Source organism: Falsibacillus albus, assembly GCF_003668575.1.
In the GTDB taxonomy this organism is placed as follows: Bacteria; Bacillota; Bacilli; order Bacillales; family DSM-25281; genus Falsibacillus; species Falsibacillus albus.
The window spans coordinates 1-25,702 of sequence record NZ_RCVZ01000007.1; the positions used below are offsets into that span (position 1 = coordinate 1).

At 41.8% G+C, this 25,702-nt stretch carries 27 protein-coding genes and 1 riboswitch; of the genes, 25 read left to right on the forward strand and 2 right to left on the reverse strand.

Features of this window, described 5'->3' with window-relative positions:
• Positions 1-406: 406 nt before the first annotated feature.
• The 10 genes from D9X91_RS11055 to D9X91_RS11100 all read left to right on the forward strand — a co-directional run bounded on the left by D9X91_RS11055 (position 407) and on the right by D9X91_RS11100 (position 9,475).
• The gene (locus tag D9X91_RS11055) at positions 407-1,570 is read left to right on the forward strand and encodes a D-alanyl-D-alanine carboxypeptidase family protein (RefSeq protein WP_121680690.1); all 1,164 of its coding nucleotides are present in this window, start codon (positions 407-409) and stop codon (positions 1,568-1,570) included.
• A gap of 118 nt (positions 1,571-1,688) precedes the next feature.
• Entirely contained in the window at positions 1,689-2,039 is a 351-nt protein-coding gene (gene spoIIAA, locus D9X91_RS11060) for an anti-sigma F factor antagonist (RefSeq protein ID WP_121680691.1), read from the forward strand.
• Between the two features lies 1 nt (position 2,040).
• Complete coding sequence (gene spoIIAB / locus D9X91_RS11065; protein ID WP_121680692.1) at positions 2,041-2,481, forward strand: anti-sigma F factor; 441 nt, start codon at positions 2,041-2,043, stop codon at positions 2,479-2,481.
• A gap of 12 nt (positions 2,482-2,493) precedes the next feature.
• Positions 2,494-3,252, forward strand: coding sequence for an RNA polymerase sporulation sigma factor SigF (gene sigF, locus D9X91_RS11070; protein WP_121680693.1), 759 nt, complete (start codon positions 2,494-2,496; stop codon positions 3,250-3,252).
• Positions 3,253-3,796: 544 nt separating this feature from the next.
• Complete coding sequence (locus tag D9X91_RS11075; protein WP_121680694.1) at positions 3,797-4,417, forward strand: stage V sporulation protein AA; 621 nt, start codon at positions 3,797-3,799, stop codon at positions 4,415-4,417.
• Positions 4,407-4,829: a stage V sporulation protein AB gene (locus D9X91_RS11080; RefSeq protein ID WP_121680695.1), complete on the forward strand. Its 423-nt coding sequence runs from the start codon at positions 4,407-4,409 to the stop codon at positions 4,827-4,829. The genes D9X91_RS11075 and D9X91_RS11080 overlap by 11 nt, the downstream gene beginning before the upstream one ends.
• A gap of 33 nt (positions 4,830-4,862) precedes the next feature.
• Positions 4,863-5,438, forward strand: a complete 576-nt coding sequence (locus tag D9X91_RS11085; RefSeq protein WP_121680696.1) for a stage V sporulation protein AE — start codon at positions 4,863-4,865, stop codon at positions 5,436-5,438.
• A complete protein-coding gene (locus tag D9X91_RS11090; RefSeq protein ID WP_121680697.1) occupies positions 5,425-6,906 on the forward strand; it encodes a spore germination protein in 1,482 nt (493 codons plus the stop codon). Before D9X91_RS11085 ends, D9X91_RS11090 begins: the two co-directional genes overlap by 14 nt.
• Before the next feature lie 133 nt (positions 6,907-7,039).
• Positions 7,040-8,365 carry a diaminopimelate decarboxylase gene (gene lysA / locus D9X91_RS11095; protein ID WP_121680698.1) on the forward strand — a complete coding sequence of 442 codons (1,326 nt, stop codon included), beginning with the start codon at positions 7,040-7,042 and terminating at the stop codon, positions 8,363-8,365.
• Between the two features lie 723 nt (positions 8,366-9,088).
• A complete protein-coding gene (locus tag D9X91_RS11100; protein WP_121680699.1) occupies positions 9,089-9,475 on the forward strand; it encodes a GNAT family N-acetyltransferase in 387 nt (128 codons plus the stop codon).
• A gap of 51 nt (positions 9,476-9,526) precedes the next feature.
• Here the strand turns inward: D9X91_RS11100 and D9X91_RS11105 are convergent, their stop codons facing one another.
• A complete protein-coding gene (locus tag D9X91_RS11105; protein ID WP_121680700.1) occupies positions 9,527-10,048 on the reverse strand; it encodes a DUF309 domain-containing protein in 522 nt (173 codons plus the stop codon).
• Between the two features lie 179 nt (positions 10,049-10,227).
• Between D9X91_RS11105 and D9X91_RS11110 the strand changes: the two genes are divergently transcribed.
• The 15 genes from D9X91_RS11110 (at position 10,228) to D9X91_RS11180 (ending at position 24,899) form a co-directional block, all read left to right on the forward strand.
• On the forward strand, positions 10,228-10,992 hold the full coding sequence (locus D9X91_RS11110; RefSeq protein WP_325050519.1) for a segregation/condensation protein A: 765 nt from the start codon (positions 10,228-10,230) through the stop codon (positions 10,990-10,992).
• Positions 10,979-11,584 (forward strand): SMC-Scp complex subunit ScpB, encoded by a 606-nt coding sequence (gene scpB / locus D9X91_RS11115; RefSeq protein ID WP_121680702.1) that lies wholly within the window; start codon positions 10,979-10,981, stop codon positions 11,582-11,584. Before D9X91_RS11110 ends, scpB begins: the two co-directional genes overlap by 14 nt.
• A gap of 71 nt (positions 11,585-11,655) precedes the next feature.
• Positions 11,656-12,537, forward strand: a complete 882-nt coding sequence (locus tag D9X91_RS11120; RefSeq protein ID WP_121680703.1) for a superoxide dismutase — start codon at positions 11,656-11,658, stop codon at positions 12,535-12,537.
• A 195-nt stretch (positions 12,538-12,732) separates the two neighbouring features.
• Positions 12,733-13,884, forward strand: coding sequence for a D-alanyl-D-alanine carboxypeptidase family protein (locus tag D9X91_RS11125; RefSeq protein WP_121680704.1), 1,152 nt, complete (start codon positions 12,733-12,735; stop codon positions 13,882-13,884).
• Positions 13,877-14,470: a nucleoside recognition domain-containing protein gene (locus tag D9X91_RS11130; protein WP_121680705.1), complete on the forward strand. Its 594-nt coding sequence runs from the start codon at positions 13,877-13,879 to the stop codon at positions 14,468-14,470. Before D9X91_RS11125 ends, D9X91_RS11130 begins: the two co-directional genes overlap by 8 nt.
• 3 nt (positions 14,471-14,473) lie before the next feature.
• Positions 14,474-15,001: a spore maturation protein gene (locus tag D9X91_RS11135; protein WP_121680706.1), complete on the forward strand. Its 528-nt coding sequence runs from the start codon at positions 14,474-14,476 to the stop codon at positions 14,999-15,001.
• A 165-nt stretch (positions 15,002-15,166) separates the two neighbouring features.
• Complete coding sequence (gene rluB, locus D9X91_RS11140) at positions 15,167-15,898, forward strand: 23S rRNA pseudouridine(2605) synthase RluB (protein WP_121680707.1); 732 nt, start codon at positions 15,167-15,169, stop codon at positions 15,896-15,898.
• A 107-nt stretch (positions 15,899-16,005) separates the two neighbouring features.
• A complete protein-coding gene (resA, locus tag D9X91_RS11145; protein ID WP_121680708.1) occupies positions 16,006-16,539 on the forward strand; it encodes a thiol-disulfide oxidoreductase ResA in 534 nt (177 codons plus the stop codon).
• A gap of 17 nt (positions 16,540-16,556) precedes the next feature.
• Positions 16,557-18,182, forward strand: a complete 1,626-nt coding sequence (resB, locus tag D9X91_RS11150; protein ID WP_121680709.1) for a cytochrome c biogenesis protein ResB — start codon at positions 16,557-16,559, stop codon at positions 18,180-18,182.
• Between the two features lie 23 nt (positions 18,183-18,205).
• Positions 18,206-19,399, forward strand: a complete 1,194-nt coding sequence (gene ccsB / locus D9X91_RS11155; protein WP_121680710.1) for a c-type cytochrome biogenesis protein CcsB — start codon at positions 18,206-18,208, stop codon at positions 19,397-19,399.
• 106 nt (positions 19,400-19,505) lie between these two features.
• On the forward strand, positions 19,506-20,222 hold the full coding sequence (locus tag D9X91_RS11160) for a response regulator (RefSeq protein WP_121680711.1): 717 nt from the start codon (positions 19,506-19,508) through the stop codon (positions 20,220-20,222).
• Entirely contained in the window at positions 20,219-21,982 is a 1,764-nt protein-coding gene (locus tag D9X91_RS11165; protein WP_121680712.1) for an ATP-binding protein, read from the forward strand. Before D9X91_RS11160 ends, D9X91_RS11165 begins: the two co-directional genes overlap by 4 nt.
• A 232-nt stretch (positions 21,983-22,214) precedes the next feature.
• Positions 22,215-22,763, forward strand: coding sequence for an RNA polymerase sigma factor SigX (sigX, locus tag D9X91_RS11170; protein WP_121680713.1), 549 nt, complete (start codon positions 22,215-22,217; stop codon positions 22,761-22,763).
• Complete coding sequence (locus tag D9X91_RS11175; RefSeq protein ID WP_121680714.1) at positions 22,741-23,883, forward strand: hypothetical protein; 1,143 nt, start codon at positions 22,741-22,743, stop codon at positions 23,881-23,883. Before sigX ends, D9X91_RS11175 begins: the two co-directional genes overlap by 23 nt.
• A gap of 136 nt (positions 23,884-24,019) precedes the next feature.
• Positions 24,020-24,155: riboswitch (FMN riboswitch) on the forward strand.
• Between the two features lie 162 nt (positions 24,156-24,317).
• Positions 24,318-24,899, forward strand: coding sequence for an ECF transporter S component (locus tag D9X91_RS11180; protein WP_121680715.1), 582 nt, complete (start codon positions 24,318-24,320; stop codon positions 24,897-24,899).
• Between the two features lie 445 nt (positions 24,900-25,344).
• Here D9X91_RS11180 and D9X91_RS11185 read toward each other — a convergent pair whose 3' ends face one another.
• On the reverse strand, positions 25,345-25,593 hold the full coding sequence (locus D9X91_RS11185) for a ferredoxin (protein ID WP_114745281.1): 249 nt from the start codon (positions 25,591-25,593) through the stop codon (positions 25,345-25,347).
• Positions 25,594-25,702 lie beyond the last annotated feature (109 nt).

A 25,702-nucleotide genomic window follows, 5' to 3' on the forward strand; every position in this document is an offset into this window, starting at 1 on the left:
TGAGGAGAAATGGAAATAAAGGGAATCAGAACAAGAATCTGATGCCCCTCGTGAGGAGAAATGTAATCAATAGAAACCAGAAAGAAATCAAAACTACGGAGTTTTTTTAGGACCGTGTTTATGCTTGATTTCAGCTTGCTTCAAATTGTTTAGAGGAGTTCAGATCTTAGAGGCAAGCTAGAAAAAGCGACGTCAAAGAGACCCGGAGAGTGATCGCTGGGGAGGCTCCCCATCTGCCCACAGGAAGCGGAAGCCTTTCACAGAAACCAACAGCGGTGTTTGTTAGCCCATTAAAAATCGACTGATACTCACGGAAAAACTTGTATAAAAATGATTCGATTGGAAAAAATGGGGTTATGAAGGAAAAATACCTAATAGTCTGTTCAAATTAGATGGAGGGGTCCACATGAAACGAATAACTCTGATGTGTGTAGCGGCAATTCTTTTTTCACTCATGAATGCTTCTACATTGTTTGCGAAAGAACAAGGAGTAACATTGGCACCAAAAACAAAATCTGCAATTTTGATTGAACGGGACACGGGAAGTGTGCTTTATGATAAGAACAGCCATGAAAAATTACCTCCTGCTTCCATGACGAAAATCATGACGATGCTGCTAATCATGGATGCGATCGATCAAGGCCGATTGAAGTGGGATGAAAAAGTTCGTACCAGCGAATATGCAGCTTCAATGGGTGGATCGCAAATTTTCTTGGAACCAGGCGAAGAAATGACGGTCAAGCAAATGCTCCAAGGCATTTCCATCGGTTCTGCCAATGATGCATCCGTGGCCATGGCAGAAAAGATAGCCGGCAGCGAGGAAGCATTCGTCGAGATGATGAATAAAAAAGCAAAAGAATTAGGTCTGAAAGATACGAAATTTCAAAATGCAACCGGCTTGCCTGCCAAGGATCATTACAGCTCCGCCTATGATATGGCGATGATGGCAAAAGAATTATTAAAACATACAGAAATCACTAAATTCACCGGAACGTATGAATCCTATTTAAGGGAAAATACAGATAATAAATTTTGGCTGGTGAATACGAATAAATTGGTTCGTTTTTACCCGGGAGTCGACGGGTTGAAAACAGGATTTACGAATGAGGCAAAATATTGTTTAACGGCAACGGCGAAAAAAGATAATATGCGTGTGATTGCGGTCGTATTCGGTGCGCCGACGCCAAAGGAGAGGAATGCACAAGTTACGCAAATGCTTGATTATGCATTCTCCCAATATATGACCCAGCCAATTTATAAAAAAGGGCAGCAATTAGGAGAAGCCAAAGTAAGCAAGGGCAGTGAAAAAAAGGTGCAAGCCTATACGGATGAACCGATTTCGGTCCTCTCGAAAAAAGGGGAAAGCACGAAGAATATCAAGAAGATTGTTAAATTAAATGAAAACTTAAAAGCTCCTGTAAAAAAAGGGGAAACGGTCGGCGTCCTCATTGTGAAAAAGGATGGAAAGGAAGTTATCCACTCCAATCTGGTGGCTAATAAGAACATTGATGCGGCCAGCTGGTGGCAGCTATACAAAAAAGCTTTCGGCATGTTCGCCAAAGTTGATTAGCTGATTGTTGAATGCCCACTAATCCTGGCGAATCGTTACTAGTTTTGTCAACGAGAAGGAATCATGAACTTTAAAGGCGAATTGACTCACTATACGACATATAAGGAGGCATGTAATAGTGAGTCTTGCGATTGATTTGGAAGTAAAGAACGAGGTTTTATGCATTCGTCTCCAAGGTGAGTTGGATCACCATACAGCAGAATCATTGCGGCAGAGTGCTTCAAAAGCCATTGAAGAACATGATATCCGTCATATTATCTTGAATTTAGAACAGCTTTCTTTCATGGACAGTTCTGGTTTGGGTGTCATTTTGGGAAGATATAAGCAAATAAAGCAAAAACATGGTGAAATGGTCGTTTGCGCAATATCCCCTTCTGTGAAAAGATTATTTGAGATGTCGGGCTTATTTAAAATCATTCGGTTAGAATCGTCTGAAGAGTTCGCATTACAAAGATTGGGGGTTGCGTAGGATGAAAAATGAAATGAGCTTGGAATTCAGTGCATTGAGTCAGAACGAATCTTTCGCCCGCGTTACGGTGGCGGCATTCGTGGCGCAATTGGATCCGACAATGGACGAATTGACAGAGTTGAAAACAGTGGTATCGGAAGCCGTTACAAATGCCATCATCCATGGCTATGACAACGATCCTTCCGGAAAAGTCTATATATATGTTTCGATTGAAAACGGAGTTGTCGATTTGACCATTCGGGACAATGGGTCAGGGATACAGGACATTGAAGAAGCACGTCAACCGCTTTATACGACTAAACCAGAACTTGAGCGCTCAGGAATGGGCTTTACAATCATGGAAAATTTCATGGACGAAGTGGACATAGAATCACGACCAGGAGCAGGCACCTCAATTCGTTTAATAAAGCATTTAACTAAAAGTAAAGCGCTTTGCAATTAAGGGGTAGTGCCTATGGATGTCGAATTGAAAAACGAAACGGATAAAGGTTTCCTAAAGGATCATGAGGTCAAGGAATTAATAAAACTTAGTCAAGAGGGCAATCAAGAAGCAAGGGATACGATTATCCAGAAAAACATGCGGCTAGTTTGGTCCGTTGTCCAACGTTTCCTCAACCGCGGCTATGAACCCGATGACCTTTTTCAAATTGGAAGCATCGGTTTGCTGAAATCAGTCGATAAGTTTGATCTTTCCTATGATGTGAAGTTTTCAACGTATGCAGTCCCTATGATTATTGGTGAAATTCAAAGGTTCATCCGGGATGATGGGACTGTTAAAGTGAGCCGCTCGCTGAAAGAAATGGGAAATCGGATCAGGAAGGCAAAAGACGAGCTTTCAAAGAAACTTGGAAGGGTTCCGACCGTGAATGAGATCGCTGATTTTCTCGAATTGACTCCAGAGGAAATTGTGATGGCTCAGGAGGCGAGCAGGTCCCCCTCATCCATTCATGAAACCGTTTATGAGAATGACGGGGATCCAATTACACTCCTTGATCAAATCGCAGACCAAAACGAGCATAAATGGTTTGATAAAATCGCCTTAAAAGAAGCGATCAGGGAATTGGATGACCGCGAGAGACTGATTGTGTATTTGCGCTATTATAAGGACCAGACCCAATCAGAGGTGGCAGAACGGCTTGGAATCTCACAAGTACAGGTCTCCAGGCTGGAAAAGAAAATATTGCAGCAAATGAAAGACCGAATGGAAACATAGCTAAAAAGAATGCCTGTCAAAGCGCAGGCATTCTTTTTTTTTTTGCCTTTTTCTCAAAGATTATTGTTTTAGAAGGATGTCTTGTAAGTCATTCGTTGATTGGAGCGGAAGGTGCGAGACTCCGGAGGGATTAGCGAGCAAGGTGAGGGCCCCGCAGTGCAGTGAGGAAATGTAGCGAGGAAATGTAAGGCGGATGTTCGATTAAGTTCGGCACGTCCTCAAAAAATGCAAGGCATTTTTCTTCTGCGATGTGTCGCTGCCGAAGTGTTCCTTGTCCTGTCCCAACACCGAACGACCTCACATCTTGTGTGGCCCCTCGGAAAGCGGGCATCCTTCCACGGAAATCAACCGTATTCAATCTTTTGCAACAAACTGTACGTAAAAATCTTATCTTTATAAATCAATTTTCCTGTGTTTTAGTTTTTAAAGCCTTTTAAAAAGTGTTCCGATTCCTTTTTTGACTAGCAATTATTGGTGTTCATGAATTGTTCTTACTTACTCATACTACATATACAAGGAAATTCATGTGCAGGAAGTGAAGAAAATGGAATCCTCCATTTACTTGAAGTTAAGGCATCGCATTCAGGTTCATCCAGACAGTTCAATATCCTTGGGCCGCATCGCGCAGATCATTGCACCCGATGCATATGCAGAAAGAGTAAAAAGTTTGCAGATTTATCAAGTATCAGAATGTGATCAAAACATTATCATCATCGATGTTATGCAAGTGATCGGCCTTATTCAGGACCACTTTCAGGGCATGGACGTTCAAACGATAGGACCCGCTCAAACAATCGTGGAAGTAGTGTTTAAAAGAAAAAGGATGTCTGTTCCTTTGTTTATCCTTGTTTGGCTTTTGTTGTTCATCGGAGCAGGTCTTGCCATTATGAACTTTCATGAAGATGTCAGCATGAGAAGCGTACACCAGCATTTATACGAAATCATTACGGGAGAGGCCAACAGCAAGCCACTGATCTTTCAGGTTCCTTATTCGATAGGTCTTGGCCTTGGCATGATATTGTTCTTTAACCATGTGTTTAGAAAAAGAATCAATGAAGAGCCGAGTCCGCTTGAAGTAGAGATGTTCAATTATCAGCTTGATCTGGACCAATATGTCATTATGAACGAAAACAAAGAAAGTATGAAGCACATAGATGACGATTAAAATTGTTTTTATGGCATTCGTCGGCTTGGCAGGCGGTCTCGCTGTAGGTTCTGGATTTGTAGCTTTCCTGACTGTGCTTGGCATCATTCCTAGGTTGACCCAGCTAACGAAAACAATGAAGATGATTCACTATTTTGAAGGGGCAGTGGTTGCCGGGGCTCTTATTTTCGGTTGGTTCAGTTTGAGGGATACAACTTTTTCTTTATCACCGTTGATTTTGATTCCGATTGGGCTGGGAAGTGGGATCTTCACCGGGATGCTGGCAGCTGCTTTGACAGAAGTATTGAATGTGTTTCCGATTCTGGCCAAACGGATCGGGATTGACGATCGAATCATTTATTTATTGATGGCAATCGTCTTTGGAAAAGTCCTTGGGTCATTGTTTCATTGGATATACTTTGTAGATCAATAACCAGTACAGGTTGATGTGAAAGGATATGGAGGCATGACAAATAAGCGCCGGGTCATTTTAATAACCGATGGGGATGATTATGCTAAAAAAGCCGTACAGTCTGTAGCGAAGGAGTATGGAGGGAGATGTATTTCCCAGTCAGGCGGAAATCCATCTCATTTAAAAGGATATGAAATTGTTAAGCTCATTAAAAAGGCGCCTTATGATCCGGTTTTTGTCATGTTTGATGATAGTGGGTTTCTAGGGGAAGGAGCCGGAGAAATGGCAATGAAATATGTAGCGAATCATAAAGAAATCGAAGTGCTCGGTGTCATTGCTGTAGCCTCTAAAACGAGGGATGCCGAGTGGACTAGAGTGGATGTCTGCATCGACAATGAAGGCAACCTGACCTCTAAAGGCGTGGATAAGTTTGGAGTTCCCGAAATGGAAACGGGGAGAATAAACGGGGATACGGTCTACTGCTTAGATCAATTGGATGTCCCCCTCATTGTCGGCATCGGTGATATCGGGAAGATGTCTAAAAAAGACCATTTCGACAAAGGCGCACCGATCACTAAAAAGGCAGTCGAAGTCATCTTAGAAAGGAGTGGATATAATGCCGAAAGGTGATTTGAATACGAAAAAGCCCATCCCGAGCGATTTGAACAAGATGGAAAAATATATGAAGGAAAGAGTCGGGCTGGGAACCAGCTTTGATTTAGGGATAAGGAAATTAATCATCCTAAAGAAAAGCGTCCATATTTATTATGTAAATGGGCTCTGTGATACACAATATATCATAAAGCTCTTTCAAGAATTAATCGAAATCAATGATAATGAAAGAATGTCCTCCAAATTATATGAGATTGTCGAAAATCGTCTCATTCACCAATCCGTCCAGCCGGTCAAGACGATTGATGAAACGGTGGATCAAGTATTATCCGGTTTAATCGCAGTCCTTGTAGAAGGAGAAGAAAAAGCTTTAATTGTAGATGTAAGGAGCTATCCTGGGCGCCAGCCATCCGAACCGGATACAGAAAAGGTCGTAAGGGGATCGCGTGATGGTTATGTAGAAAATATCATCGTCAATACAGCATTGACCCGAAGAAGGATCAGAGATGAACGGCTCCGTTTTGAAATGTTCAAGGTCGGGGAGCGGTCAAAGATGGATGTATCTATCGCCTATATCGATGACGTAGCAAACCCTGATCTTATCAATGTTATTAAAAATGAATTGACTAACATTAAAATCGATGGGCTTGCCATGGCAGATAAGTCAATTGAGGAATTTTTGGTCAAACAAGGCTACAATCCATTTCCGCTGGTCAGATATACAGAGAGGGCGGATGTTGGTGCAACACATCTTCTGGAAGGGCATGTGCTGTTATTCGTAGATACGTCACCAAGCGTGATCATCACTCCGACAACTTATTTCCATCACGTCCAGCATGCGGAAGAATACCGCCAATCAGCAGCGGTGGGGACCTTTGTACGGTGGGTAAGGTTCTTGGGGATATTAGCATCGATCTTCCTGATTCCATTGTGGTATCTATTCGTTCAGGAGCCGTCTTTATTGCCGGACCGGATTGCTTTTATCGGACCGAATGAACAGACGCACATCCCGATGCTGGTACAAATAATAATTGCCGATCTGGGGTTGGAATTTCTACGGATTGCCGCGATCCATACACCAACCCCGCTATCGACGGCAATGGGCTTGGTCGCAGCCGTTATGATCGGACAAATCGCCATTGATGTAGGTCTCTTCGTACCTGAGGTCATTCTATATATTTCTGTTGCAGCAATAGGTACTTACTCTACACCGAGCTATGAGCTGAGTGTAGCCAATAAACTCGTAAGGATCTCACTATTAATCATTGTCGCAATATTTGGTGTCCCAGGATTTGTAGTGGGTTCGACTTTATTCATCATATTCCTTGTCCAAATCCGATCATTGAATACGCCTTATCTATGGCCACTGATTCCATTCAGTCCTGCAGCCTTCATGCAAATCCTGATCAGAAGATCTGTTCCAGGCTCTAAAATGAGGCCGAGCATTGTCCAGCCAAGGAACAAATATAAACAGTCAAATAGTTGATCGATTTATTGCATACTCCATGCTTCTGTGATAAAGTTTATTTAATTTATAACACGATGATTGATGATAGACAGTGAGTCGGAAAATCTGACTGCTGTCTATTTGTGTATGATAGCAGATGGAGTGTGGGGAAATGACGCATTTATATGGTACATCGAAAATTAATGAAAAAGGTCATCTGGTCATTGGGGGCTGCGACACGGTAGAGCTGTCAAAGAAATACGGAACACCCCTCTATGTATATGATGTCGAATTGATCCGTGAAAGGGCAAGGGGCTTCAAAAATACCTTTGCATCATTGGGGGTAAAGGCTCAAGTCGCCTATGCAAGCAAGGCTTTTTCTTCCATTGCAATGATCCAGGTCATAGCGGAAGAAGGTTTATCATTGGATGTAGTTTCTGCTGGGGAATTATACACAGCGCTTGCTGCAGGTTTCCCGAAGGAAAAGATCCATTTTCATGGCAATAACAAGAGTGAAGCAGAGCTTAGGATGGCGATGGAACATGATATTGGATGCATTGTTGTCGACAACTTTGTAGAGCTTGAATTATTGGAAGAAATCTGTTCTGAAATGAAGATGCCGATGCAGGTATTGCTCCGGGTAACCCCTGGAATCGAAGCACATACGCATGACTACATCCTCACAGGACAAGAGGATTCCAAATTTGGCTTCGATCTGCAAAACGGACAGGCGGAATCCGCTTTGCTTCAGGCGGTGGATTCAAATTGGATCGATGTACTGGGAATCCATTGCCATATCGGTTCGCAAATATTCGAGACGACTGGCTTTGTTTTAGCAGCTCAAAAAATCATCGAAAAGCTGCAAGAGTGGAATGAAAAGCACCTGTTCACCCCGAGTGTCTTGAATCTCGGAGGAGGATTCGGAATCCGCTACACCGAAGAGGATGATCCGATTTCCCCATCGCAATATGTAGAGGAAATCATATTGAAGGTTAAAGAGGAAACGAGAAACTACGGACTGCCGATGCCGGAAATTTGGATTGAACCTGGAAGGTCACTTGTTGGGGACGCAGGCACCACTTTATATGAAATCGGCTCACATAAGGACGTACCGGATATCAGAAAATATATTGCAATAGATGGGGGCATGAACGATAATATTCGGCCTGCATTATATGATGCAAAATATGAAGCGATTGTTGCCAATCGTGCCGATGCACCCGTAGAGGAACTTGTGTCGATAGCTGGAAAGTGCTGTGAGTCGGGAGATATGCTGATTTGGGACATCCAGCTTCCAGCTACCGCCAAAGGTGATCTGCTGGCTGTATTCTGTACCGGAGCTTATGGCTATTCGATGGCAAATAATTATAATAGGCTTCCGCGTCCGCCTGTCGTTTTTGTTGAAGGTGGAGAGGATCAACTTGTCATCAGGCGTGAAAGCTTGGAGGATCTAATTCATTTGGATATTCCATTGGGCACGAGCCTTAAAAAAAGCTGAAATTGGACTGCCTGCATTATGCCTTGCGTAAGAATGGGGGAATATGCAGGCATTTTTTAATGAAAAGGCTGTTTTCTCAAAGATTGTTGTTTTTAACAGTCTTTCTTTAGAATAACTCATCATAGGATGTTGATTGGAGCGGAAGCTGCGAGACTCCGGAGGGATCAGCCGGCCAGGTGAGACCCCGCAGCGAAGCGAGGAGAGGGAAGTCGGATGTTCGATTAAGTTCAGCACATCGTGTGCCAACATTGAACGACCTCACTTCGTGTGAGGCCCCTCGGAAAGCGAGCATCCTGCAGCGGAAATCAACCTTTCATGACTAGCAACAAACTTTACGAAAAGAACAGTTATGAATAAAAGGACCTATCACCTGATGACATGCAATAGGGGATTGCGAAAAAGTCGGAAAGTGCCTACACTAACAAAATAAAAGGTTCTTTACAAAAAGAGCCTAAACTAAAGAATGACCCCTTCTTAAAAAAGGAGTGGAGAGAATGAAAAAAAACAATGCGGCCTTATTTATCATCCTATTGCTAGCCACAATCGGATGGGGGATTTATTATTGGTTTTTCATTGCATCTAAGTAACCGGGGAGTCAAGAATTGAATCTTATCGAGATATCTAGTAAGATAGATAACGATTGATTAGGGGTTTATATTTAATTTCCGTTGTGAATAATGTACATAACAGACTTTGGCGGAAAATCAAATGAGGGATTATGAGATGCTGATACGCTTTAAAAAGACGTTTGAAAAAATTGCGATGGGTTTAATGTCTTTTATGCCGAATGAAAAGGATATTAAAAAGCTTCAACACACAATGAAGGAATATGAAGAAAACCCGGATTGGCAGCTTTTTCTTTGGAAAGAAGAAGATATCATCGGGCTGATCGGAGTAGCGGCTTCGGATGAAGTTGTTGAGATCCAGCACATTTCCGTCAATCCTTCTCATCGTCAGGAAGGCATTGGGAAAAAAATGATTAAAGAATTGAGATCAATCTATTCGAACCAAGAGCTGAAACCAAACCAGAATACATCTGCCTTTTTTGATAAATGCGATTTTGAAGTGGACGAAATTGTGGATAAAGAAATAAATGAATCTGACATATGATTTATGAGCCAGCTGGATCCCTTTTAAATTATTGGGGATCAGCTGTTTTTTTTATTTTCGATTCTTTTTCTCCAAAATAGCCTTTTTCCGCGCTTCAATAACATCCGAACGATCCCGCAATTTGTGCCTGTGAATGAGATTTCTGTCGGACAAATCACTTTTCTTCCAAAATCCGCCAAGGCTGATGCAGGATAGCTCGCAAGTTTTTAAAAGGTCTAAGTCTGTAATCGGAAGATTGATGCTCTGATATGGGCGCCTGTTTCTAATGTCATGAACGGTTTGTTGAAGTAATCCGAGCAATTTTTCATGGTCCAGGCCAAGGGCCAGCACTTCTATTTTTTGAGTTTTGAATTTGTTAATGGCTTTTTGCAGCATCCTTTCTGCACCGCTCCAATTCTGTCTTCTATGATGGTAAAGTGCCACAGCTGTTTGAATGAATGGAATCCATATGGAATCCAGCCTTCCACCATTGTTTTCCTTCCAATAATCCTCCAAAATTTCATGGCATTCAAAATAGTCACGGGAACAATGAAACTCCACCAAATAGGCTATGTATTCCTTTGGATATTTCATATATACCCTCCTTTTACACAATCATTTAGAAACAGTTTATCATAAAAGGCACACCTTTAGCCTATTAATGCCGAATGCATCGGGGTGGGGTAAGCAATTTTTCTATTGGAGAAAAGTGCTGAATCCTCTATACTAATAGATAGCCCAAAAATAAAGGGTAATGAGAATGGGTGATGATTTTGGAATATAATGTTAAAGTTGATGCGTTTGAAGGACCTTTAGATCTTTTACTACATTTAATTAATCGGCTAGAGATTGATATATATGATATTCCGATGGCACAAATCACGGAACAGTATTTGTACTATGTGCATGCCATGAAAGAGCTTCAATTGGACACAGCAAGTGAATACTTGGTTATGGCTGCTACGCTGCTTGCCATCAAAAGTAAAATGCTCCTGCCAAAACACGAAGATGACTTATTGGAAGAAGAATTGGAATATAGTGAAGAAGATCCCAGGGATGAATTGGTTGAAAGACTGATAGAGTATCGGAAATATAAGTCCGCGGCAGAAGAATTAAAAGCACGGGAGCAAGAAAGAGGACAGGTTTTCACCAAGCCGCCAAGCGACTTGACGGAAATCACTGAATCGATCCCGACTGAAAAAATGGATCTCAACGTTTCCATTTATGACATGCTTGGGGCGTTTCATAAGCTGCTGCGCAGAAAAAAATTGCAAAAACCTATGTCCACAAAGATCACAAGGCAAGAGATTCCGATTGAAAAGAGAATGGAAGAGGTTCTCCAGGAATTAAGGGCTTTTAAAGGAAAAAAGAGATTTTATGAGTTATTCCCATATCCGGAAAAAGAACATATCGTCGTTACATTTCTCGCGATCTTGGAGTTAATGAAACGGAATGAAATCGAAGTCGACCAGGAAAACAACTTTGAAGATATTATCATAGCTGCCAAAGGAGGAGTAGAAAGCAGTGGAACTCGTTAATTGGAAGGGCATCTTAGAAAGCTTGCTTTTTGCTGCTGGGGATGAAGGCCTTAATTTAAAGCAAATTACTGCAGTCATGGAAATTGAAGAACACGAAGCATTGGAAGTCATCCAAACATTGAAAGAAGATTATGACGAGGGAAGCCGCGGCATTTCCCTGACAGAGATGGCGGGTACCTTTCAACTTGTCACGAAAAAAGAGCATGCACCTTATTTAAAGAAACTTGTGGAGTCGCCTGGAATGAGTACCCTCTCACAAGCAGCTTTGGAAACATTGGCTATCGTCGCTTATAGGCAGCCGATTACAAGGGCGGAAGTAGAGGAAGTCCGTGGAGTGAAAACAGAAAGACCATTGCAGACCTTAGTATCAAAGGGATTGATCAAAGAAGTGGGAAGGGCGGAAGGAACCGGCAGAGCAATCCTTTATGGAACGACGAGGGAATTTCTTGATTACTTTGGGTTGAAAAATATCGAAGAACTTCCCCCTCTTCCTGAAAAAATAGACGATGAGGCGATGGAAGAAGATGCTGATTTGTTTTTTGAAAAATTCCAAGAAACATTGGATCCTCATGAAGAAAAGCCAACTGATTGATTTAATCAAGCAGAACTGGCTCATTATCTGCGACCTGCTCATATCTTAATTGAATGAGGAGGTCGTTTTTTATGCAAAAAGGCAGTTCATACAGTGATAGACTATACTTATGGATAGAAGGACTGGAAAAATGGACAAAGGAACAATTGGAGGGGGATGATGAATTTTCTAGGAGGTCTTCCGAATTAAAAAGGGCCATTCTGACTGGTGTGGGCTACAAACCTGAACGATTCTACGATGAAGCTTTCCAGCTTTACCAGGACATTCTGGACCGGAAGCAAGGGAGAAGCAAAAATGATGAGGGGTACATTTGGGTGGAAGAAATCCAGGTTCCGATTGGACAGCATAAGCTTCCACCACTTCCATACCCATATAATGGCCTTGAACCATATATATCTGAAGAAATCATGAAGCTTCATCATGATAAACACCATCAAGCTTATGTTGATGGATTAAATAAAGCCGAAAAGGCACTTGAATCTGCCCGCGAGAAAAATGATTTTGGATTGATTAAGCATTGGGAAAGGGAACTAGCATTCAATGGGTCTGGGCATTATCTCCATACTATATTCTGGGAAAATATGAAACCAAACGGCGGAGGGGTGCCGCCCAAAGAATTGTTGGACGCATTGATCCGGTCTTTTGGCAGTTTCGACTCCTTTAAAAGACAATTTTCAGAAGCGGCCAAACAAGTGGAAGGGAGCGGATGGGCCATTTTAGTTTGGTCTCCAAGGACAAGGAGGCTTGAAATTCTGCAATCGGAGAAACATATGAATCTAACGCAATGGGATACGATACCTTTACTGGTGCTGGATGTATGGGAACATGCCTACTATTTGCAGTATAAAAATAAAAGAAGGGACTATGTGGATCAATGGTGGAATATCGTTGATTGGAAGGATGTCGAAAAAAGGTTCGGCAAGGCGAAAAAAATTAAATGGCAGCCATATTGAACAGAGCAGCTCTCATGCTGGCTAAATGCCGGCATGGGACTCTTTTTATTTATGCTCCTTTGGTGTTGAGTGAAGCGTAAAGTGAGATTCTGCAGCGGAAACAACCATTTTGTTAAGCATAAGAGATATTTCATTCATATCGACCCTTGTCCTGCATAAACTTGTACAAAACGATAAAAGAGAAGAGGAGTCGTGATGAAAATAAAATATATTTACATATATATCATGATTATGGTGGCTGCATCAGCGATTACTCCTAATTTGGCAAAAGCCGATACAATTTCATTGAGCGCTCAAAGTGCAATCTTGATGGACCAGGACAGCGGGAGAGTCCTCTATGAAAAAGACGCACATCAACAATTAAGAATTGCCTCCATAACCAAAATAATGACAGCCATCATTGCAATAGAATCAGGAAAGTTGAATAAAAAAGTAAAAGTCAGCAAAAAAGCAGTCTATACGGAAGGTTCATCGATTTATTTGAAGCAGGGGGAAAAAATAAAATTGGAGGACCTTGTTTATGGATTGATGCTTCGCTCTGGAAATGATGCAGCAGTTGCCATTGCTGAATATGTAGGGGGAAGTGAAGAAGGATTTGTTTATCTGATGAATAAAAAGGCAGAAGAAATTGGGATGAAGCACACTCATTTTGCTAATCCACATGGTCTCGATGATCATGAAAATCATTTTTCCACTGCCTACGATATGGCTTTATTAATGAAATACGCCATGCATAATAAAGAATTCAAGAAAATATCAGGGACTAAGGTGTATCATGCAGAAGATCCTGACAGCCAATGGGAACGCACTTGGAGAAACAAGAACCGCTTGCTCACTGAAAAGTATGAATATTGCACAGGAGGTAAGACGGGATATACAAAGAGGGCAAAACGAACTTTGGTGACCACGGCTTCGAAGGATGGACAAAACTTGATTGCTGTCACACTCAATGCGTCGGATGATTGGAATGATCATATTGAAATGTATAACTTTGGCTTTAATCAATACGACCAAAAAATCGTCCTGCCCGAGGGGAAGATTGACGCAGTAAAAAATAAATTTTATCAGAATAAGGTATTCATTAAACAGGATGTTACATTTCCATTGAAAGAAAATGAAACGGATTTAGTGCGGGTGAAATTTGAATTATTGAAGCCGGATGAAAAATGGAAAAAGAATCACTCGGCTCCTGAAATCGTCGGGAATGCGAAAATCTATTTCAATGAAAAGAATATAAGGACAGTTCCCATTTATTTCGAACCAGGTGATGTCAATGAGGCATCTTCGTGGCTGGACCTATTTCAAGGAATCTTTTTGGCGGAGCTGGGTGTGATGGATAATGGTTAATTATATATGGGTGCTCATGACGATTATTGGATTAGTCGTGGCGGCAATCAATGGCAGAATGAAGGAAGTGAACGAAGCGATTTTCAACTCGGCCAATGAAGCTGTAACGTTATGTATCGGCTTAATCAGTATATTGGTGTTTTGGCTGGGGATTATGAGGATTGCACAGGATTCCGGACTGCTTGAGAAGTTGTCCAATTTGTTTCGGCCGATTGTGTCAAGGCTTTTTCCGGAGGTGCCGGCTGGCCATCCGGCAATGGGATATATATTATCCAATATGATGGCAAATATGTTTGGACTTGGAAATGCAGCGACTCCTCTGGGCATCAAAGCAATGGAACAATTAAAAGAGCTAAATGGCGGAAAAACGGCTGCAAGCAGGTCGATGATCACCTTCCTAGCCATAAATACATCCAGTTTAACCATCATCCCAACGACAGTCATTGCAATCCGGATGAATTACCATTCTGCTTCTCCAACCGAAATAGTGGGTCCGACTTTAATTGCAACAATGTGCTCGACCATTGGAGCAATCCTTATCGACCGCTATTTTCATTATAGGAGAACGCGCAACGGAGTGAAGTGATATATGCAATTGATCTCTTTCATATCATTATGGATAATCCCCGCACTCATAGGTTTCATCCTCATCTACAGTACATGGAAGAAGGTTCCGGCATACGAAAGTTTTGTTGATGGCGGAAAAGAAGGGATTAAAATTGCATTTTCCATCATCCCTTTTTTAGTCGGTATGCTTGTTGCTATCACAGTATTCCGTGCATCGGGGGCACTTGACTATACGGTCGATCTAATGAAGCCGCTTCTTGAGAAGATAGGTGTACCAGCGGAAATTGTTCCCCTTGCCCTGATTAGACCGATTTCCGGAACAGCTGCCTTGGGGATGATGAGCGACATCTTATCCGTCCATGGCCCTGAGTCTTATATCGGGAGGCTTGCTTCCGTACTTCAAGGCAGTACAGATACGACATTTTATGTGCTGACAGTCTATTTTGGTGCTGTGGGCATCAAAAAAATGGGGGATGCACTAAAAGTCGGCTTGCTTGCAGATCTGGTAGGCATAATCGCTGCGATCGTCATCGTAGCCTGGATGTTTTAAAAAGGCGCTATATAGCGTCTTTTTTTTATTTTGCTTTTTCCTTCACATATGTAATAATTCATAAAGGTATAACTTGCTGCTGTGTTTAGTGAATAGGCTGTTTCTAAAGTGCCAATGAAAAAAAGTAAATACAGATAGTTGAAATAAAAACATGAGGTGATATAGATGGAAAGATTGCAGAAAGTGATAGCACATGCTGGGATCGCATCAAGAAGGAAAGCAGAAGAATTAATTTTGGAAGGCAAAGTAAAAGTCAATGGGAAAATCGTGAAAGAACTTGGAACGAAAGTGACTGAAAACGATCAAATCGAAGTCGAGGGAATCCCGGTTGAAAGAGAGGAAAAGGTGTATTTTCTCTTATATAAACCAAGAGGAGTCATATCGGCAGTTGCGGATGATAAGGGCAGAAAAGTGGTCACAGACTTTTTCCCTCATATCGAACAGCGCATCTATCCTGTCGGCCGGTTGGACTATGATACATCAGGGGTGCTGTTATTGACCAATGATGGGGATTTCGCCAATGCACTTATGCACCCAAAATTTGAAATCCCTAAAACGTATGTAGCCAGACTGAAGGGCCTGCCGAGCCGGCAAGCAATTAAACAACTTGAGCGCGGTGTAATGCTTGAAGATGGAAAGACAGCTCCTGCAAAAGTAAAAGTAAAGTCATTCGATAAGAAGAAGGATAAATCGATTGTCGAGATCACCATCCATGAAGGGCGAAACAGACAGGTGCGGCGAATGTTCGAAGCAATCGGGCATCCAGTTGCAAAATTAAAGAGGGAGCAATTTGCATTTTTGACGCTGAATGGGTTGAATGCCGGCGAGATTCGTGAGCTGACACCGCATGAAGTAAAGCAGTTGCGGGCATTTTCCGAAACAGGATCATTGCGCTAGGGGCATTCTTCATAAAAGTGTCACATATCCTTCAAATCCAATTTGTACTAGTAATGATATAATTAGGAGTAAAATGTGACCGATTTCATCAAAGAGGAGGAAACCTTATGGTCCAAAGTAAGCAGCGAAGATTATGGATAAGGACAGCTATATTGGCTGTGCTTGTCGCTGCTGTCGCTTATACATTATATGCTAATTTCACGAAGGAAGACCGCGGCCAGCTTCATGTTGGTGACAAAGCGCCAGATTTTGCTCTTGTCGATATGGATGGGAATAAACATAAACTTTCCGATTATCGTGGAAAAGGTGTGTTCTTAAATTTCTGGGGAACATGGTGTGAGCCTTGTGAGCGTGAAATGCCATTTCTTGATAATCAATATCAAAAGTTTACAGGCCAGGGTGTCGAGGTGTTGGCCGTCAATGTCGGTGAATCACACTTCCTCATCAATAATTTCGTGAAAAAACATCAATTAACATTCCCGGTCCTGGTAGATAAAAGCAGGGACGTTCAGACCGCTTATGGAATCGATCCTTTGCCTACATCCTTTCTGATCGATCCTGAAGGAAAGATCGTCAAAATCATCACAGGAACTTTAACAGAAAAGAAAATAAAGAATGATATGGAACTAATCAAACCTTAAATTAAGGGAGTTATAGTATGAAGGAAGTAAAATGTGAATGCGGGCATGTGAACCCGCATGGAACAGTTTTATGTGAAGCATGTGGCAGAGCACTGACAGAAGAGGCAAAACAGGAAAAACTCCACGATATGCGTTATGAGGGAAGTGCCAGGCGTTCCCAAACTTATACCACTTCCATTATCGATAAAATATGGAACTTTTTTTCTTCAGTTAAAGTTGGAATATGGCTGATCGTGGTTACACTGATAGCATCTGCTGTCGGAACCATTTTGCCCCAACAGATGTACATACCTCCTTCTGTCGATCCGGCGTCGTATTATGCAGATACATACGGATGGGCCGGGAAAGTTTATTATACGCTTGGGTTCAATAATTTGTATGGTTCCTGGTGGTACTTGATCCTGATTGCTTCAATCGGCATATCTCTTGTCATTTGCAGTTTGGACAGGGTCATTCCTTTATATAAGGCATTAAAGAAGCAGCGTGTCACAAGGCATGAGGGCTTTTTGAAGCGCCAGCGTGTATTTGGGACCAGCCAAATTGAAAAGTCGGATGACGAGTTTATCCGGGTCAAGGAAAAACTTAAAGAAAAGCGCTATCAGATCCGCGAAGAAAACGGTAACATCCTGGCAGAGAAGGGAAGATTCTCACGTTGGGGTCCGTACATTAATCATATTGGTCTCATTATCTTTTTAATCGGTGCAATGATGCGTTTTATACCTGGAATGTATGTCGACAAGGTTCTGTGGATCCGTGAAGGAGAAAGAAAAGTCCTGCCTGGAACGCATGAGCAATATTATTTAAAAAATGATAAATTCATCCTGCAAACGTATGACAAGCAAAAAGATTCCGCTGTTTTTAATGAAGCGATCGACCGTGTCGGGACGATTGCAAAAAACTATCAGTCGAATGTTGAGTTATTTAAGCGTGAAAAGGGAGAACTGCCCGGTGAAGAAAACCTGAAAAAGATCAAGTCGAAGAAGATTAAAGTCAATCAGCCTTTGACCTTTGACCATTATGCAGTGTATCAGGTCGACTTCAAAATGAATGAATTTCAAGCGATGTCCTTTGATTTAATGAATAAAGACACCGGTAAAAAGTTCGGTAAGATCAAAGTGGATTTATTCAATCCAAAAGATTCGTATGATCTTGGGGGAGGGCACAAGATTGAATTAATGGGCTACTATCCTGATTTTTCAGGTTTTTCAAAGAGTGGAGAACCGAAAACGAAATCACCCGTTCCAAACAACCCTGCATTTCTATTCAATATGATCACGCCCGAACATCCGAAGGGTGAAGTCAGTTTTGTGGCCATTAAGCAAAATGTTGAACCATTTGGGAACAATGAATACAAAATGTCCTTTGCAGGACTGGATACACGAAATGTCTCAGCCTTGGCAGTTAAAAAAGATTTGACTCTTTGGGTCATTGCACTGGGCGGAATCATCTTCATGATCGGGGTGGCTCAAGGAGCATATTGGAACCATCGTCGGATTTGGCTACAAAGAAAAGGGCAGAAAGTCATCCTGGCTGCCCATACGAATAAGAATTGGTATGGGCTGAAGAAAGATATTTCATACGTTATAAAAGATTCATCCATCCATGAGCCGGTCGACCAGCTTCAAGAAATAGAGAAGGAATAATAAGAGTAAAGGAGGGGACCTTAATGAACAATTTAGTGGATATAAGCAGCAACCTGCTTTTCATTGCCTTTATTTTATATTTGATTGGCACACTTTTTTTCGGGGGTTCCATCCGTTCCAAAAAAGGAATGGACAAGAGCGGGAATGAGTTAAACAATTGGGGGAAAATTGCCATTGTCATAACATTAGCAGGGTTTGCATCACAAGTGGGGTACTTTATTACACGATGGATCGCCTCGGGCCATGCCCCTGTAAGTGATTTATTTGAATTTACGACATTTTTTGGCATGATGCTCGTCGGGGCATTCATCATCATATTTTTCATTTATCGAACGGCGGTTTTGGGATTGTTTGCACTGCCTATTGCATTGTTGGTAATCGCCTATGCAAGTATGTTCCCAAGGGAAGTCAGTCCGCTGATACCAGCTCTGCAAAGCTACTGGCTTCACATCCATGTGACAACGGCTGCTACAGGAGAGGCAATCCTGTCCATAAGCTTTGCAGCCGGCTTGATTTACTTAGTGAAGAACATCGATCAAACAAAAAAAAGTGCCAAAACATTTTGGCTTGAGCTAGTCTTATTCGGCCTTGTTGCCGTTTTAGGATTTGTTGCGGCAACAACCACCTTTTCTTTGATGGACTATAAAGCTTCCTTTAACTGGGAGAATCGAAAAGGCGAAATCGAAGTGATGGATTATTCCTTGCCGCCTGTGGTGGGTCCGCATAAAGCTGATCTGCAAACGAATGACAGAATGGAGCCGCTTATTGAATTGCCGGCATTTTTCAATGCGAAAAAATTCAATACCGTCCTCTGGTCCCTGGCTGCTGGTTTAATCATCTATGGCATTATCCGCTTAATTGTCCGAAAAAGAATCGGGGCGGTTTTAAAACCGCTGGCTAAAAATGTGAAATCGGACTTGCTCGATGAAATCGGCTATCGATCAGTCTTGATCGGGTTTCCTGTTTTCACACTAGGGGCATTGATCTTTGCGATGATTTGGGCACAAATGGCTTGGACGAGATTTTGGGGCTGGGACCCAAAAGAGGTTTGGGCGCTTATCACATTCTTATTTTATGCAGCATTCCTTCACCTTCGCCTTTCCAAAGGATGGCATGGGGAAAAATCAGCATGGCTTGCTGTCATAGGGTTTGCGATTATCATGTTTAATTTAGTTGCTGTAAATCTTGTCATTGCCGGCTTGCATTCCTATGCATGATAAGAATGATAATCAGCCTTCACTTTATGTGAGGGCTTTTTTCAAATACAATAAGGTTATGATGGAAATGTGAACTAATTAACGAACTTGTATAGGAGGAACGAAATTGGACCAAGATATTCGATTATTAGTAGTGGACGATGAAGAACGAATCAGAAAATTAATCAGAATGTACTTAGAAAGAGAGAAATATATCATTGATGAAGCTGAAGATGGTGATGAAGCCCTTGAAAAAGCATTGCAAAATGAGTATGACTGCATCCTGTTGGACCTTATGCTGCCTGGTAAAGACGGCATAGAAGTGTGCCGTGCGCTCAGGGAAAAGAAATCGACGCCTGTAATCATGCTCACAGCAAAAGGCGAGGAAACAAACCGGGTACAAGGTTTCGAGGTCGGAACCGACGATTATATCGTAAAACCATTCAGTCCGCGTGAAGTTGTTCTCCGTGTAAAGGCGCTTTTAAGGCGTTCGGGAAATACGGGGTTTGTGCAGACTGAAACAAAGGCGAAGGATGTAATCGTTTATCCGCATTTAACGATCGATAATGATGCCCATCGAGTGACTGCGGACGGTATAGAAGTCAATTTGACGCCAAAAGAATACGAGTTGTTGTACTTTTTAGCGAAGTCCCCAGATAAAGTGTATGATCGTGAACAGCTCTTAAAGGAAGTTTGGCACTATGAGTTTTTCGGTGATTTAAGGACAGTGGATACGCATGTCAAGAGACTGCGGGAAAAGCTGAACAAAGTGTCCGAGCAAGCTGCAAAAATGATCGTTACTGTTTGGGGTGTCGGTTATAAGTTTGAGGTAGTGAATGAATGAGACTTTGGCGAAGTGTGGTTGGGAAGCTCTGGATGACCATTTTGCTGCTGGTCTCCTTTGTTTTATTCATATTAACGATCCTTCTCTTGGAATTTTTTGAGAGTTATCACGTTGATCAAGTAGAGAATGGTCTCAAAGATACAGTCAACAAAATTGCTCACATTATGGAAGAACATGGAGATAGTTCATTAGGTCTCCAAATTGCATGGGAGATTGCCGAAAAACCAGCACACGTCATCGTGGTCACTGATCAAGATCATGTTCACTATTCCCCTGGAACAAAGGCGGATGAAAGAATACCGATGCAGACTATATTACATGATCATGAGCTGCTTCAGCCGATCAAGGACAAGAAAACGGTAAGGAAAGAAATGAGTTTATCCGGATCTCAGTCAAATCCAAATAGGTATCAAAATGTCATTATCATTGGGGTCCCATTAAAGCATGATGGTGCTGTGTATATTTATCAATCTCTTGGGGTGATTAAAGAGACCACTCGACAAACGACAAGAATAATCCTTTTGGCAGCGGGGATAGCAATCATTTTGACCACAATTTTTGCATTCTTCCTTTCCACAAGAATCACGGCCCCGCTAAGAAAAATGAAGGAAGCCGTATCTGAAGTGGCCAAAGGAAAATTTGACTCAAAGGTGCCGATCTTAACGAATGATGAGATTGGGGAGCTTGCTACTGCATTCAATCAAATGGGAAGGCAGTTAAAGTTCAATTTAAATGCATTGAACCAGGAAAAGGAGCAATTATCAAGCATCCTAAGCAGCATGGCCGACGGAGTCATTACTTTTGATAGGGATGGCACCATCCTGATTACCAACCCTCCTGCTGAACGGTTCTTGCATCAGTGGTACTATGAACAAGGAGTAAATGGATCTCACGTGGCTCCGATCAGGGTCTTGGAGCTGTTAAAAAAAGTAGTGGATACGGAGAAGGAACAAACAGGAGAATTCTCCCTCCAGGGCCGTTCGTATGTGGTTATCGTGAGCCCTCTTTACAATCAGCAAAATGTCCGGGGAGCTGTTGTAGTTGTAAGGGATATGTCTGAGGAAAGACAATTGGACAAGCTTCGCAAAGATTTCATTGCCAATGTTTCACATGAGCTCAGGACGCCGATTTCTATGCTTCAAGGCTACAGTGAAGCAATCATTGATGATATAGCGAGTACCGAAGAGGAAAAGAAAGAAATCGCCAAAATCATTTATGATGAGTCGCTCCGTATGGGAAGGCTCGTCAACGAATTGCTGGATCTTGCCAGGATGGAAGCTGGCCATATTACATTGAATAAAGAGAATGTCGACCTTACTGGGTTCTTGGAAAGAGTAACGAATAAATTTCAAGGACTTGCTAGGGATAAAGCGATAAATCTCTCTGTACAGATGGACTCGCAGAAGAAATGGTTCAACTTTGATCCCGACAGAATCGAGCAGGTGCTGACCAATTTGATCGATAATGCCATTCGCCACACACCGGAAGGCGGATCGGTGAATGTGTTCCAGAAGACAAGCGATCACGGCATCACGATCGATGTTCAAGATACCGGATCGGGAATTCCTAAAGAAGACTTGCCTTTTGTATTCGAGCGGTTTTACAAGGCAGACAAGGCTAGAACGAGAGGGCGCTCTGGGACAGGGCTGGGGCTGGCCATTGCAAAAAATATTGTCGATGCACATCGTGGTCAAATAACGGTGCAAAGTAAATTGGGACAAGGGACGACATTTTCTTTCTTCTTACCTGATTTAAAATGAAAATAGTGAAGAAAGTTGACGACAAATCTTGTTTCATGGGAAACAAAGAATAAAATTGTGAAAATGCCGAGAATCCATACATTTTTCATGGATGGAGTATCCTCGGCATTTTCTTTTTGGGTTTATTGGGGGAATTCCCTTTCTAATCCATCCTTATCAATATATAGTAATAAATGTATGTAACATTATCGGCAGCATTGGCGACTAATATGTTAAACGGGGAGGGAACCGAATGGACTCCGTTTTTAAAAGGATTTATACGAAATATCATCAGGATGTCTTCCAATTTTTAATTTACATGGTGAAAAACAGGGAGCTTGCAGAAGATTTGGTGCAGGAAGTTTATATAAGAGTTTTGAAATCTTATCAAAATTTTGAAGGGAAAAGCTCGGAAAAAACATGGCTGTTTTCCATTGCACGTAATGTTGCAATCGATTACTTCCGCAAGCAAAAAGGGTGGAGAGGGAAATTAATACATAGGTTTGATTGGAGCTCCAATAAGGAGGCAGTAGGTGAGCACCAGCTCCCGGATGAAATTGCCATGCAAAATGAAACTATACGACAGCTGTATGCGGGATTGGATCAATGTTCTACAGACCAAAAGTCTGTTATCATCATGCGATATTTGAATGATTTAACAATCTATGAAACAGCTGAAGTTCTTGGGTGGACCGAAAGCAAAGTGAAGACGACGCAGCATCGTGCACTAAAAAAATTAAAAAAGGTGATGAATAGCTACGGGAAGGAGGGTGATGGAGATGGGAAAACACGATTGGGATGATTGGGACATCGAAGAGCTGCTGCAGCAGATGCCTCAAGTATCCGATCATCGAAAACCGGAGGACATATTCAGGAACATTCAGTCGAAGAAGAAAAAGAAAAAGAAAAAGCTGTTTAACCCTAATTTTCTTTCGATTTCAGCAGCAATCATTGCTGCATCCATGTTATTTATCCTACTATCGCCCTCCTTCATTAAGAAATCGCATCATAATGAAGCCATTAAAGAAAGTGCGACGCAAACAAATAAGAGTATTACTGAACAATCCAAATCCCCTGACGAGAAGAAAACGATGTATTTGGTCAGGGAGTCCAATCAATTAATGAAGACTGCTTTATATCCCGAGGAAGCGAAAAAGCATTTGGTGCTTTCTTATGGGTTGGTCACAGATGAACAAATACTTGTCCCGTTAAACATCATCACGGATAAACAGGGAGATTGGTTTAGTTTATACAACAATATTAGGTTGAAGTCCTTTGAAAAGAAGATTGGACTGCCAGAAGGAGCTTCGCTCTCCGGCGATCTCCAATATGACAAAGGTTCAAAAACCATCACCCTAAAGCTTTCAAAAAAACAGCAATTCAGCATGGCGGCGCTGCACAATTTATTGCGTATGATAAGAATCTCCTTTCAAAACCAAGAGGTGAACAGGGTAATTGTCCTTGGCAATGATGGGAAAAAACTTTCAGATCCAAGGCTTAGTGGAATTTCCCCCGTAAAGCCGACTAGTTTAAAAAGTGCGTATTTTGATTATATCTCTTCTGGCAACAAAGAATTTTTGGTTCCTGCCTCATTGGATTATGGCAATATCGACGATGCTTTAGAAGGGATGAAGAAGACAAATGAAAGAAGATTGAAGTCTGTCATTCCAAAGAATGTGAATTATAAAGCCGTCCCTAAAAATAACAATACATTAAAAATAATATTTGATAAGCCCCTTAACCTGAATCAAGGCGACCCTCAAACATTTGGAAGGATGATCGAAGGGATGCTCCTTACAGCGAATGGATTCGGATATAAGTCCGTGCTGTTTGAAAACATGAAGCCGGTAAATTGGAATGGGTACGATCTTTCAGGTTCGGTGGAAACACCTTTTGGACCAAATAAAATAATATTACCATAGCTTTCCTTTTGGCGTGCTTTCAATCTGGATGAATGTCACTCTGTTTTATTTGGCAAGATCATTGTCTTGATTTCAAAACATTATTCTTCACAAATGTTCGATTTTCAAGTATAATTTCTATTGTAAATAAATATTGATTCATCTTCGGGGCAGGGTGAAATTCCCGACCGGCGGTAATGAAGAGTTTTTTCTGAGCCCGCGAGCCTTTTTATAAGGCAGGATTTGGTGTGAATCCAAAGCCGACAGTAAAGTCTGGATGGGAGAAGATGGAGGTCAGCCAGTGTTCAAATGAATTCTTTTGACCACTTTATTTGGCATGCCGATTTCTCCCTCAAAGAATATTTCTTTGAGGGTTTGTTCGTTTTGCCGATTACTGATGGTTCCGGCTGCCTTTCTTCTGACATGGGGTGAATCTCAAAAGGAGAGAGGAAAGAATGAAGAAAAGAGGAGTTTTATATTTAGTTGGTGTAGCGATGTTGAGCAGCATTGCCTATATTTTAATGATGTTGAATTTTCCGCTGCCACCGTTCCCAACATTTCTAAAGATTGATTTCAGTGATATTCCGGCGTTGATTGCAGCCATCATTATGGGGCCGGCTGCTGGAATTTTAGTGGAATTCATCAAAAACCTGCTTCATTACATCATGACAGGAAGTGACGGATTCGGAGTTCCTGTAGGAGACTTCGCCAATTTTATGGCAGGCATTTTATATATTTTACCGACTTATTATATATATAACCGTTTAAAAACAAGGAAGAGCATGACGTTTGGATTGGTATTAGGTACTGCGACTATGGCAGTTATGATGAGTGTCCTGAATTACTTCGTCATCCTGCCGGCCTATACGTATTTTTTGCATGCTCCGGCAATGAGCGGTGCGGAAGTAAGAGCGATGATCGTTACGGCTATCCTTCCGTTTAATTTTGTAAAAGGATTTATTACAATGCTGCTGTTCATGCTTTTATTCAGCAGAATGCAGAATTGGATGAACAAGCAGGCCTATAAAAACGCCTAACAAATAAGAAGCCATTTTGGGATTATCGATAAGACTGTGGACAATTAGTTTGTCTACAGTCTTTTCTTTTGCAATCAATAACGAAAAGGTTCTTTTCTCAACCACTGTAGTTTTTAACAGTTTTTCTTTCTAATAACTCATCATATGTAGTTGATTGGAGTGGAAGGTTCGAGATTCCGAAGGATCAGCGGGCAAGTTGGAAAAGCCCTGGAGCTAGACAGGTGAGACCCCGGAGCGAGGAGAGGTAAGGCGGATGTTCGATTAAGTCCGGCAAGTCGTGTGCCAACATCGAACGACCTCACTTCGTGTGGGGCCCCTCTGAAAGCGAGCATCCTGCAGCGGAAATCAACCTTACACAACCTTTAATGAATGGCAACAAATTTTCGAAAAGAGCTAACGAAAAAATGCCCGGTACATAGTACCGGGCATTTTATATCGCGCATCTCTATTCAAATTTCAAGGCGTCGCCTTCAAATGGCTCATCAGCTACTTTAATGGAATCTGTCGGACATCCTTCGAATGCATCCATCATATCATCAAGAAGGATATCTGGTACTTCCACGATACCTTCATTATCGTCTAACGTTACGAAAGCGATGCCCTCGTCATCATAATCGTAAATATCTGGTGCTGCTGCTCCACAAGCCCCGCAAGCAATGCAAGTATCTTTGTCAACAATTGTATATTTTGCCATCAAAACAACCTCCTGTTAAAAATCTCTATCGAAATCAATAGTTTCAGGGTAAATAATATCCTTCACCTTATTCTAAAGGCGAATGGGAAACTTTTCAATAGTTAATCTG

Coding starts and splice junctions, on each gene's coding strand:
- D9X91_RS11055 (WP_121680690.1), top strand. CDS start 407: ATGAAACGAATAACTCTGATGTGTGTAGCGGCAATTCTTTTTTCACTC.
- spoIIAB (WP_121680692.1), top strand. CDS start 2,041: ATGAAAAATGAAATGAGCTTGGAATTCAGTGCATTGAGTCAGAACGAA.
- sigF (WP_121680693.1), top strand. CDS start 2,494: ATGGATGTCGAATTGAAAAACGAAACGGATAAAGGTTTCCTAAAGGAT.
- D9X91_RS11075 (WP_121680694.1), top strand. CDS start 3,797: ATGGAATCCTCCATTTACTTGAAGTTAAGGCATCGCATTCAGGTTCAT.
- D9X91_RS11080 (WP_121680695.1), top strand. CDS start 4,407: ATGACGATTAAAATTGTTTTTATGGCATTCGTCGGCTTGGCAGGCGGT.
- D9X91_RS11085 (WP_121680696.1), top strand. CDS start 4,863: ATGACAAATAAGCGCCGGGTCATTTTAATAACCGATGGGGATGATTAT.
- D9X91_RS11090 (WP_121680697.1), top strand. CDS start 5,425: ATGCCGAAAGGTGATTTGAATACGAAAAAGCCCATCCCGAGCGATTTG.
- lysA (WP_121680698.1), top strand. CDS start 7,040: ATGACGCATTTATATGGTACATCGAAAATTAATGAAAAAGGTCATCTG.
- D9X91_RS11100 (WP_121680699.1), top strand. CDS start 9,089: ATGCTGATACGCTTTAAAAAGACGTTTGAAAAAATTGCGATGGGTTTA.
- D9X91_RS11105 (WP_121680700.1), bottom strand. CDS start 10,048: ATGAAATATCCAAAGGAATACATAGCCTATTTGGTGGAGTTTCATTGT.
- D9X91_RS11120 (WP_121680703.1), top strand. CDS start 11,656: ATGCAAAAAGGCAGTTCATACAGTGATAGACTATACTTATGGATAGAA.
- D9X91_RS11125 (WP_121680704.1), top strand. CDS start 12,733: ATGAAAATAAAATATATTTACATATATATCATGATTATGGTGGCTGCA.
- D9X91_RS11130 (WP_121680705.1), top strand. CDS start 13,877: ATGGTTAATTATATATGGGTGCTCATGACGATTATTGGATTAGTCGTG.
- D9X91_RS11135 (WP_121680706.1), top strand. CDS start 14,474: ATGCAATTGATCTCTTTCATATCATTATGGATAATCCCCGCACTCATA.
- rluB (WP_121680707.1), top strand. CDS start 15,167: ATGGAAAGATTGCAGAAAGTGATAGCACATGCTGGGATCGCATCAAGA.
- resA (WP_121680708.1), top strand. CDS start 16,006: ATGGTCCAAAGTAAGCAGCGAAGATTATGGATAAGGACAGCTATATTG.
- resB (WP_121680709.1), top strand. CDS start 16,557: ATGAAGGAAGTAAAATGTGAATGCGGGCATGTGAACCCGCATGGAACA.
- ccsB (WP_121680710.1), top strand. CDS start 18,206: ATGAACAATTTAGTGGATATAAGCAGCAACCTGCTTTTCATTGCCTTT.
- D9X91_RS11165 (WP_121680712.1), top strand. CDS start 20,219: ATGAGACTTTGGCGAAGTGTGGTTGGGAAGCTCTGGATGACCATTTTG.
- sigX (WP_121680713.1), top strand. CDS start 22,215: ATGGACTCCGTTTTTAAAAGGATTTATACGAAATATCATCAGGATGTC.
- D9X91_RS11175 (WP_121680714.1), top strand. CDS start 22,741: ATGGGAAAACACGATTGGGATGATTGGGACATCGAAGAGCTGCTGCAG.
- D9X91_RS11180 (WP_121680715.1), top strand. CDS start 24,318: ATGAAGAAAAGAGGAGTTTTATATTTAGTTGGTGTAGCGATGTTGAGC.
- D9X91_RS11185 (WP_114745281.1), bottom strand. CDS start 25,593: ATGGCAAAATATACAATTGTTGACAAAGATACTTGCATTGCTTGCGGG.